This is a genomic window from Halegenticoccus soli (assembly GCF_002844195.1).
Taxonomy (GTDB): Archaea; Halobacteriota; Halobacteria; order Halobacteriales; family Haloferacaceae; genus Halegenticoccus; species Halegenticoccus soli.
On record NZ_PEND01000003.1, the window covers coordinates 301,454 to 310,454 of the forward strand.

Genomic DNA, 9,001 nt, shown 5'->3' on the forward strand with positions numbered 1-9,001 from the left:
CATCCCGAACGAATCAAGGATTATGAAGCGTGAAGCCGCCGTCCGGATTCCAACGGCGGAGTACGCACACCCTGGCCTTGAGGAATTCGTCTCGCTGTGCCGTGACGCAGGAGTCAAAGAGTGGCGTCCAACCGTTTGTACTGGCCCCGGTGGAATCGTGGCGATACAGGTCGAGCGGCCGTTCGACGAAGCGCAGCTGTCTGCCCTTGAGTCTGTCGTGTGGTGGGAACGAACGAATCAAGCGACGGCGGACATCGGCTATCTCATCAAACTGGATGTCCCCGGCTTAACGGATGAACTACCCCCACTTCACGAACTCAATGTGTCGAACGAGGAAATTGCCGTCCACGACCAAGGGCTTGACATCTCGTTTGTCGGCGACCAAGAGACACTCTCCTATGTGATGGGCGAGTACATTGCTGCGGGTATCCCGATGGACCTGCGAGCCATAACCGACTATCACGGCCCCACTGGCGTGCTGGACTCCTTAACCCAGCGACAGCGCGAGGTCGTTCGCACCGCCTATGAAATGGGTTATTACGAGGTTCCCCGGCGCGTTTCGACCGCGGATGTCGCGTCCGAACTCGATGTGGATCAATCGACGGTGTCGGAACACCTGCAGCGGGCGGAGCGCAATCTGCTACGGCACGCACTGGGTACCGGCTGAGGACGATCTAGAGGAGGCAGTCCTTTCATAGGGATGAGCAAAAAATCCATATATTCAATTGGTGTGCTCCCCGGCTGTTGTCGGAAATGTTGTGCGAGATATAAGGCACGTATTCATCAAGCTTTGTCGGATCAACCGCTACTTCGAAGGAATGACGAGGGAGAACTTCTCAAACGGTTGGCTCAATGTGGGGGATCAACCTAGCGTCTATCTTTTCAGGTGCTACTCTATATGGCTAGGAGCGGTCAAAACCGTCTTCGCTTGCAAAGAAGGCAGTGAAAGAACTTACCAGTCACCAGCGCCTATTAGGGCTATCACATTGGGGGCTTCTCTCAAGGATTAATTTCCAACAGTATCTGATCCATCGAAGATTTCTTTGAGGACGGCTGCTGTTCCTCGTCGAAGCCGCTCAGATAGTGCTTGGCTCGAAACGGGGATCTCTTCGGCGAGTTCCTCTAAAGTGATTTCGCGAGGAATTTTGAAATAGCCTCGGTCGTATGCGACGGAGAGTGCTTCATACTGTTCTTCGGACAGGTTTCTCATGGGTGACTTATAATCTGAATTAGAGTAGATTGACTGGACGTCAACCGGAATATTTCGACTTTCTAATCGACCATATATCAGCGAGATAGCTGACTTGTTTAGTGCGTGTAACCAAATTTCCCACCCTCGGTGGGTGACCCTGCATTTAACAAGAAATGTGTCATGGTCATAGAACAACGTCGCAAAGAGTGCTTCGAGTTCTTCGCTTAAAAAATCGATCCGATAAAGCCGAGCGTTGTCAAGGCTTGCGACTGGTTCAATTTCCATGACCGTAAGATCTTCCTGAACAGACGTTTCAAAGCGCTCGAAATCATCGCCAGACGCCCATATGAGGAGTTTGGAAGATTTGTCCCCAACAAATGGATACTGTCCAGGCTCAACGGTTAGTACCAGATCTGGAACCGACGCGAGAGACTGCTGAAGCAAGGGTAGCTTAGCTACAAATTTGGCGCTAATTAGCGAATTTTCTGAGTTACGTTGATGTACTGTCATTCTATCATTCAGCCAATGGTACCACTAACATATGTCTCTCGTCTATCTTGTACCGAACATCCATACGGGGAGGAGACTGGATGGGGAGAAATAGATTGCTATTTTCGCAATTTTTTAGGGGACAGTGGGGCAAAAATCCGCGGCAGAGTTGCGAAAATCGCAAAATAAGTCCGAAAATTAGATTTCAAAATGTCATTTAGTCTGTCGGTCGTTCGATCCCAAAGTGGTCGAATGGTTGTAAATATGCGTTTCTAAATATATTTGTGTGGGCGATGGTCAACCCTAATTCGGCGAGACCATTGTGCGTTTTACCGAGCTGGTCCGTATCTGCCGCGATAGCTTCGACGAGAATGTTTTGCTCACTCCCTACGATTTCATCAATCCGGATGACACCCTTCACATCAGTCGCCTCTCTTGCGAGTTTCTCCCTGTCGGCAGCAGGAGCAGCGCACATGAAAAGGATGTGAAGTTGGTAACCCGCCAGTTCGTAGTTGATGTCCGGGTGGTATCCACGAATAACGTCTGATCGTTCTAGGTTGCCAATGCGATTACGAACGGTGCTCGCCGAAACATCAACCTCCTCACCGATTTCTTCGGTGGTGATCCGGCGTGCATCTTGTTGAAGCATGTGAAGGATCCCCGATCGACCTCATCTAATTCGACAGGTGGCATACTCCTCTGTTTAGCCCCAACTGTGAAAACAACTAGCAGCCTCATTGCAAAATCTTCTGACGCTTATGGATTAGCCTCCTGTCGGTCGACGAGCACAGCAGTAGCGTGCTCCCGAAGGCGATCGAGGACGGCGGAGGCGCACCCAACGACGGCCATGAAGGAGCGTCGAATACCGCACTCTGGCTCTGCTTCGCAAACGGATCTGGATATCCACGTCGACGACACAGCGAACCCGCACGGGGTGACGGCCGCACAAGCAGGGGGCGATTCCTGACTCGGTGGACGCGGTAACCGGGAGATACATCGCCACGGATGCGGTTGGCTCGGCCGAATTGTCGATAACGGCCACGCAGACGGCGGAGATGACCGGCGGATACGCAGAAAAGCACCCGACGAACTCGGAGACCAGTGCCGAAGCGTGGTGGAACGGGAATACTGGCGATTACCTTGACGAAGCGGTGTCTCGAAACACGACCGAGATTATCACCTACGATCAGGCCAGCGACTCCCTGCCCGGATACACCGTCGATGGATCGCAAATCTACATCGCACGCCTTGTAGTCAGTACGACCGTCAGAAGATCTTATCGAGAGCGCGGTTCATCCAACTAAAAACGACCAGAGCAAGGGATGCAGCTTTACGAAGCGATCGTGCTCGATACGCATCCTCATCGCTTGACTAACCCACACCCATCCCCTCCAACTCAATGTGGGTTAGGAGAGAGCCACCCCACATCACCCCTCACTCAACGTGACAACAGCTCCCCGACTTCCCAACCAACCAACAGAGACTCAAGACTCTTCCTCCCGCCGATCACTCACGCACACCACACAATGCTGACGATTATATCCGTGGCTATTGCACCTTCTCAATGATGACCATCTTTGCCCTCAGCGGCTTCCAGCGTGACCTCCTCATCGTCATCGCCGACCACGACCAACCCTCAGGCCAACAGATCAAAGCAGACCTCGAAGACGCCCGTGACGAAGAAATCAACCACGGCCGCTTGTACCCCAACCTCGACGTCCTCGTCAACACCGACTACGTCGAAAAGGGCCAGATCGACCGCCGGACAAATTACTACGAACTCACCGACGAGGGTCGCACTGCCCTCCGAGAACGTCGCGAGTGGGAAGAGCAGTACCTTCGAGAGACCGCCCTCGCCTAACCTGGAGCGTCACACCAGAGAACCCCCCTCTGTCAGAGTGATGATTGCGGGCTCACGAGACCGAGAGCCTACGTAATCCGGACTTGCTCGTCAACATAGTAGATGTAGCCACGGCTGTGCAGAATAGTCAACAGCGCCTCCGCAGATTCCTCGCTACACTCCGAAGCCACCACTGAGCGAGCTCGCTCATAAGGGTATTGTCTTCCAAATATCTCGAACTTGGTCAACATCGGTGACTTCAATAACACGGTAATTCATCCGTCGGAGTCGATTTCGTTTCCATTTGTCATTCTCCCTCACGTAGTTTTTTCGTGATCCGGGCCATCGACGAACACCGCGATTGGCGGTCCTCTACTCTTGTAGAAGAAGTCCGGTTTAGCCACTGGCTCATTACCGTCATAGATGATGTGCTGAACTTTATCGGGTAGTGGGTAACTATTATCCCGAATCGCCTTTAGCACGGCCTCCTCAAAACTCGATTCGATGGCTTCACGAAGTTCCAGATAATGCACCTGGTCAAACGTCTCTCCCTCGACTTCCGAAAGCGTCGCCTCTTCCATCGCTTCGAGCCACGGTTAGACAAGGCTCCGGTCCAAAAGTTCGTGCTCTGACTGGTTGTAGAAGGACATTAGACACTCATAACAGGCACGCTCGCAGCCGTCATCGTCCGGTTTACCGTGCAGAACAACGAGAGCCTCTCGAACAGCCTGTCGCATCCTGGAGGCCTCCATAAGCGCATGGAGCGCACCAGCACCACCTTCGCCCGTCTCGTACAGGACAATCGACACGAACCCCCCAGTACCGGAAGCGGGTTTGATGAACGTCTCCAGTTCTTCTTCGTCGAGGTCGAAAGCGACCAGAACTCCTTGGTAGATGGCTTCCTTGAGCGTGGTGTAGAACTGGTCGATTTACTCGCTGTCGAGACTGGCTGGGACAGGAGTCGTCAGGGTGACTGTGTCATGCCCGCCCTCGGTGTACAGGACGATGCCACGGTGAATGGCCTCGGCTGTGGCGTTGGCGTAGCACTTCCCGTCATCACCGACGTGTTGTTCGATCTGGTTCTCACTGGTGAGCCACCGGTTACACTCCATGCAGAGTGCGAAGCCCTCTAAGCCGTCGTCGTCGTCCGAGTCCCTGGGTCCGGAGTTGATGATAACGATGTGCGCATTCGGCTCGTAGGTGACGCTAGCTTTCTGCTCAGCACCTTCTAATTCGTACTTCTTCCATCTGAGATATTTCTCTGAATTCCGGCGTTTGTATCAACACGCGCCAGAATGTAGGGCGCTAGCCACTGAGTGTCGGAAGCAGCTCTTCGAAGAGCTGCTCAACAGCTTCCCAGAGCACCTCTGTCGGGGCTGACTTGGAAAAGTGAGCGCTTTTGTGGTCGCTTTTACCCATCTCGGGATGTTCAGATTGGAAATGGACCGGGCCGAGTTCAGGGTGGTCCTCATCGCGGTGCCAGCCACAATTGAACCCTGTATTCGGGTCAAAATAGTGGATCCGATAATAGGTGTCTCCGTCGGCGTATCGCCACTCGACATCTAGTGCTGGTGGTTCTGGCCCCGTCGATGGAGAGACACGGTTTGGATCAATCGTCGCACGTAAAAACCGTTTGCTGATGCTATTCGGTTCGTAGTTGACAGACGTGACTTCTGGTTGGCGTTGAAGCACGTCCTTCAATCCTTCATAGGTGCTGCTGTCTGTGACCCCCGGAAGCCCCATCGAATTCACCCTCCTTTATGCAGAGAGGGCGTCTCGCTCGCTCGCCCAATCGTATTCGTTGAGTGCTGCTCGCACGACTGGAAGCCGTGCTTCGAGGTGTTCCCACTCGCTGGCAATCTCCTGACGGCGTTCTATCTCATCTTGGTCAGTGAGGTCAGCAATACTCGCGCGGAGCTCACCGGGACGCTCAACGTTGTATGTTTCTTGCCAAGCTGTAATCTTGGTACGCATCGATGTGAGTGCTGTCGTGAGCTCTTCACGCGTGTGTTCCCGCTGGAGGGACGCGATCTCTCGGTACGTCGCCATCAACTGATCGATACAGTAGAGTGTCTGGTCGCCCTGCTCAATTTTTCGAAGGACATTATCTTCGACGAGTTGGTCAAGATACTTCTGCGCGGTTTTCACAGACGCCTCTGTTTCGGTGGCAACCCATGATGCGGTCCGTGGCGTTCGAAGAGTTCGTGCAGCTGCTCGGATGCGCTCACCACGCGTCTGTGACGGGCGTGTGAAAGCCTCCGGGGGATTCGTATCGGAAGTGGAATCGTCGGCCATGATCGCTTCTACGGACGAGTGGAATATATATCCATCGGACTGGGGAATAATTCACACCGTTTACTTCTAAGGGACTCCTTCGCACCCTTGTGGATCGCGATCCAAGTAACGCGCTCAATGGATACAACTACTGGTGCCATCCGGAATTTGATCATCGAACACTCAGTGAACTGCGGGATAATCAAGCTGAAGCGCGAAACCCGAAGCTCTGCTCCTAACATCGGATCCTGTCCTGGTTTAATTCCCGCTCTCGTGAAAACCGTCGACCGCTCTCATCTCATCTGCTCACAACCGCTTCACTCTCGGTGGACAGGGGTCTCCACATGGTCCCTTTACACGTTTAACGCCAATAGGAGACAATCGTTGTGGGCCTCATTATACCCCCTCCACAACGTCGCTGGAACGCTCGAAAACACGTCCGGCTGTGCAGCGTTCTCAACGAAGGACAGCGGACCTGACGCCACCACCAGGCTCGCCGTCACCGGGACGGTCACCACGAGGTCGACTCTCTTCACTCGGAAGCGATGCCCGATTAGTTCCAACACGTTCGAGCTCCGAGCAAGTTATAGCACCTGGAAAATTCAGATAGATATAAATATATAAGGTAATATGACCGGGCTGCTGTATACAGAGGGTCTCTTCAGCAGGCAAGGATGAGAACCAGAATTGAGTCGTTCCTCGAGTAGTACCAATGTCGCCCTGTAGTCCGTCAATAGAAGGGAGAGGTCTATCCATTGATGGGACCGCAGGAGGCTCATAACGATAGGGAAAGACGACGACGTCTACTCTGGAACACGCGGCTGCTGTACGACGGCCGTCGAGAGGCGACACCCCATGTCAGACATGAGCCTGGACCCGCGAACGGACACGCTCGATGAAGGGACGGTCACGTATGAGGACGTCCGTATTGTCATTATTCCTGAAGGGCCGTTTCATCACAAGGTGATGGTGAGTCACGCTGACGGCGACCGTACTGATCACGCTGTTGAACACGTCGCTATCAACACGACACTGGTTCACCTGGACAGTCCTATTTGGTTCATCGGTGCGGACCTTGACGTTGGTGTCCCCATCAAACAAGCCGGGGAGACGGCGTGGGTGTGGCCCTGATCTGCTCACTGACTCTACCGACACCTTACCGGTGAACTGTACCGGACCCCTCCGGTTCCACCGTTCCTCTTCGCTCCAACTTTGTTTCAGACGCACCTTCTAAACAGCACGACCGTCAGAAGCTCTCATCAAGACCGTCTCATCCGACCCGAAAACGAACAGAGTAGGAACTGCAGCTTTACGAAGCGTTCGTGCCCAATACGCGTCCCCAACTGTTTGACTAACCCACATCCACCCCTTCAACTCAATGTGGGTTAGTACCCTCCATGTTATCTCCTCGCTCGGTGTGACAACAGTTTCCCAACTTCCCGGCCAACCAACAGAGACTCAAAACTCTTCTGTCCATCGATCACTCACCCACACCACACAATGCTGATGATTATATCCGTTGCTGGTGCACCTTCCAGGTGATGACCCTCTTCGACCTCAGCGGCTTCCAGCGCGACCTCTTGATCGTCATCGCTGGCCACGACCAGCCCTCGGGCCAACAGATCAAAACCGAGCTCGAAGACGCCCGCAACGAAGAAATCAATCACGGGCGGTTGTACCCCAACTTAGACGTCCTCGTCACCGAGGGCTACGTTGAGAAGGGCCAAGTCGACCGCCGGACCAATTATTACGAACTCACCGACGAAGGCCGAGATGCCCTCCAAGAGCGCCACGAGTGGGAAGAGCAGTCCCTTCGAGAGACCCCACTCGCCTAACCTCAAGCGTCACACCAGAGAACCCCCCTCTGTCAGAGTGAAGACTGGGGCCTCACGAGACCGAGAGCCTACGTAATCCGGACCTGTTCGTCAACATAGTAAATGTAGCCGCGGCTATGCAGGATATTCAATAGCGTCTCTGCAGACTCCTCGTTACACTCCGAAGCCACCACTGAGAGAGCTTGCTTACGAGGAAGTTCACCACCCGCATTCTCGACCAGCGAGCGAAGCACTTCAAGCGCCTCTTTGGCCCGCGGCGGCAGTGGTGTTCGAGGATTCATATATTGGTAATTGCAGGACGAACGGTAAAAAGTCTCAGTCAGACGTGGCTCTCAGACCGTGTTTCTGAGGCGACCAGAAGCGTCGACCGCAAGACTATCCCATTCTCGTCGAGAGAAAGCGGTTTGCCTACGTGACGACTACTGAGCGTATGCCGGCCCCATGGACGAACTGGACACATGTGACAAAGGTTGACCCCGACAAATCACTCCCTGACGGCAACACCTACGCAGCGATCGCTGACACGGGCACAGACGCACTCATCGTCGGCGGCACCACAACCGTCACTGAACACCACGTCCGGTCGCTTCTCAACGACCTCTCTCAGTGATTAGCGGACGTCTTTATACTCTTCAACATTACATGTTTCCTCCCTACTGAAATCTGCGTGCTGAATACAGCGCGCAAGTTTCGTACGGCAGGTACATATGTCAGGTTGGAGATTATTCACGATCGAGTTACTTGCTAGCCTACTCATCCGATTGTGGGAAAATACATGTGGCCGGCCTCCCAAGTTTCACGTGTGGATCGCTTGCGGAATTTCCGTGGAACAATATTCTTTCTTGAACATACTCGGGAGCTCAATCGAACCGGTTGATAATGTAAATTTCTCTGACAAAAACACTGCCGGGAATCCCAATCATCGGAGAATGTTCGTCACACCGGTTACGTCACTTATTGCCTTCCCGGACGTAGTTGGGAATATGGCCCGCAAAATCAAGTACAGTGACATTTCGACCTTGCTTGATGAAATTGATTATCCCATCAGACGGACTACAGCATCGGAAGAACTCTCCGATGTGAGGTTGATACTGGCCGACGGTGAGGCAAATCTAGGTAAATTGGTTTTCAAGACCTCCCGTGAGTCGTTCGAATCGGCTGCCGATATTGAGTCCGAGCTCCACAACGTACTCCCACGGGAGGCGGTCGGGGAACCATATCAATCTGAGGGAGACGCGTAACGACTCATATTCCGGGACCATAGGAAGACAGATTTGCCCAGGTCAGCGACTAACGACCATTTTGCATCCATACCGTGACGGTCCAAGAAAAATATCACATCAGACAGCGGTAATCAACGCGTCAAGTACA

General features: G+C 53.3%; 16 protein-coding genes. 8 read left to right on the plus strand and 8 right to left on the minus strand.

Annotated elements, in window-relative coordinates; all coding sequences use genetic code 11:
• The first annotated feature begins 22 nt into the window (after nucleotides 1–22).
• Nucleotides 23–667, plus strand: a complete 645-nt coding sequence (locus CNO20_RS09935) for a helix-turn-helix domain-containing protein (protein WP_101295983.1) — start codon at nucleotides 23–25, stop codon at nucleotides 665–667.
• A 339-nt stretch (nucleotides 668–1,006) separates the two neighbouring features.
• On the opposite strand, the gene CNO20_RS09940 is transcribed toward CNO20_RS09935, so the two are convergent.
• Nucleotides 1,007–1,702 carry a helix-turn-helix domain-containing protein gene (locus CNO20_RS09940; RefSeq protein ID WP_101295984.1) on the minus strand — a complete coding sequence of 232 codons (696 nt, stop codon included), beginning with the start codon at nucleotides 1,700–1,702 and terminating at the stop codon, nucleotides 1,007–1,009.
• A 196-nt stretch (nucleotides 1,703–1,898) separates the two neighbouring features.
• A complete protein-coding gene (locus CNO20_RS09945; protein ID WP_101295985.1) occupies nucleotides 1,899–2,330 on the minus strand; it encodes an Lrp/AsnC family transcriptional regulator in 432 nt (143 codons plus the stop codon).
• Between the two features lie 322 nt (nucleotides 2,331–2,652).
• On the opposite strand from CNO20_RS09945, the gene CNO20_RS09950 reads away from it, so the two are divergent.
• Together CNO20_RS09950 and CNO20_RS09955 are read left to right on the plus strand one after the other, a co-directional pair.
• Nucleotides 2,653–2,985 (plus strand): hypothetical protein, encoded by a 333-nt coding sequence (locus tag CNO20_RS09950; RefSeq protein WP_101295986.1) that lies wholly within the window; start codon nucleotides 2,653–2,655, stop codon nucleotides 2,983–2,985.
• A 263-nt stretch (nucleotides 2,986–3,248) separates the two neighbouring features.
• Nucleotides 3,249–3,542 (plus strand): PadR family transcriptional regulator, encoded by a 294-nt coding sequence (locus CNO20_RS09955; protein WP_394337252.1) that lies wholly within the window; start codon nucleotides 3,249–3,251, stop codon nucleotides 3,540–3,542.
• Nucleotides 3,543–3,838: 296 nt separating this feature from the next.
• Here CNO20_RS09955 and CNO20_RS23300 read toward each other — a convergent pair whose 3' ends face one another.
• Nucleotides 3,839–4,102 carry a hypothetical protein gene (locus CNO20_RS23300; protein WP_199174791.1) on the minus strand — a complete coding sequence of 88 codons (264 nt, stop codon included), beginning with the start codon at nucleotides 4,100–4,102 and terminating at the stop codon, nucleotides 3,839–3,841.
• A gap of 15 nt (nucleotides 4,103–4,117) precedes the next feature.
• Nucleotides 4,118–4,372, minus strand: a complete 255-nt coding sequence (locus CNO20_RS24295) for a Zn-binding domain-containing protein (protein ID WP_394337257.1) — start codon at nucleotides 4,370–4,372, stop codon at nucleotides 4,118–4,120.
• On the opposite strand from CNO20_RS24295, the gene CNO20_RS23760 reads away from it, so the two are divergent.
• Nucleotides 4,280–4,654: a hypothetical protein gene (locus CNO20_RS23760; protein ID WP_233204078.1), complete on the plus strand. Its 375-nt coding sequence runs from the start codon at nucleotides 4,280–4,282 to the stop codon at nucleotides 4,652–4,654. The two genes, CNO20_RS24295 and CNO20_RS23760, sit on opposite strands and share 93 nt — an antisense overlap.
• A 172-nt stretch (nucleotides 4,655–4,826) precedes the next feature.
• On the opposite strand, the gene CNO20_RS09965 is transcribed toward CNO20_RS23760, so the two are convergent.
• From CNO20_RS09965 to CNO20_RS09975, 3 genes are all read right to left on the minus strand, one after another.
• A complete protein-coding gene (locus tag CNO20_RS09965) occupies nucleotides 4,827–5,264 on the minus strand; it encodes a hypothetical protein (protein WP_101295987.1) in 438 nt (145 codons plus the stop codon).
• A 15-nt stretch (nucleotides 5,265–5,279) separates the two neighbouring features.
• Nucleotides 5,280–5,816 carry a DUF7342 family protein gene (locus CNO20_RS09970; RefSeq protein ID WP_199174792.1) on the minus strand — a complete coding sequence of 179 codons (537 nt, stop codon included), beginning with the start codon at nucleotides 5,814–5,816 and terminating at the stop codon, nucleotides 5,280–5,282.
• A gap of 332 nt (nucleotides 5,817–6,148) precedes the next feature.
• On the minus strand, nucleotides 6,149–6,331 hold the full coding sequence (locus CNO20_RS09975) for a hypothetical protein (protein ID WP_143423178.1): 183 nt from the start codon (nucleotides 6,329–6,331) through the stop codon (nucleotides 6,149–6,151).
• 319 nt (nucleotides 6,332–6,650) lie between these two features.
• Here CNO20_RS09975 and CNO20_RS09980 point away from each other — a divergent pair, with 319 nt between their 5' ends.
• Nucleotides 6,651–6,926, plus strand: a complete 276-nt coding sequence (locus CNO20_RS09980) for a hypothetical protein (RefSeq protein ID WP_101295990.1) — start codon at nucleotides 6,651–6,653, stop codon at nucleotides 6,924–6,926.
• 410 nt (nucleotides 6,927–7,336) lie between these two features.
• On the plus strand, nucleotides 7,337–7,630 hold the full coding sequence (locus CNO20_RS09985) for a PadR family transcriptional regulator (protein ID WP_101295991.1): 294 nt from the start codon (nucleotides 7,337–7,339) through the stop codon (nucleotides 7,628–7,630).
• A gap of 68 nt (nucleotides 7,631–7,698) precedes the next feature.
• On the opposite strand, the gene CNO20_RS22565 is transcribed toward CNO20_RS09985, so the two are convergent.
• A complete protein-coding gene (locus tag CNO20_RS22565; RefSeq protein WP_143423179.1) occupies nucleotides 7,699–7,911 on the minus strand; it encodes a hypothetical protein in 213 nt (70 codons plus the stop codon).
• A 149-nt stretch (nucleotides 7,912–8,060) separates the two neighbouring features.
• Here CNO20_RS22565 and CNO20_RS09990 point away from each other — a divergent pair, with 149 nt between their 5' ends.
• Together CNO20_RS09990 and CNO20_RS09995 are read left to right on the plus strand one after the other, a co-directional pair.
• Nucleotides 8,061–8,240 (plus strand): geranylgeranylglyceryl/heptaprenylglyceryl phosphate synthase, encoded by a 180-nt coding sequence (locus tag CNO20_RS09990; protein ID WP_101295992.1) that lies wholly within the window; start codon nucleotides 8,061–8,063, stop codon nucleotides 8,238–8,240.
• Nucleotides 8,241–8,613: 373 nt separating this feature from the next.
• On the plus strand, nucleotides 8,614–8,871 hold the full coding sequence (locus tag CNO20_RS09995; protein WP_101295993.1) for a DUF5789 family protein: 258 nt from the start codon (nucleotides 8,614–8,616) through the stop codon (nucleotides 8,869–8,871).
• Nucleotides 8,872–9,001 lie beyond the last annotated feature (130 nt).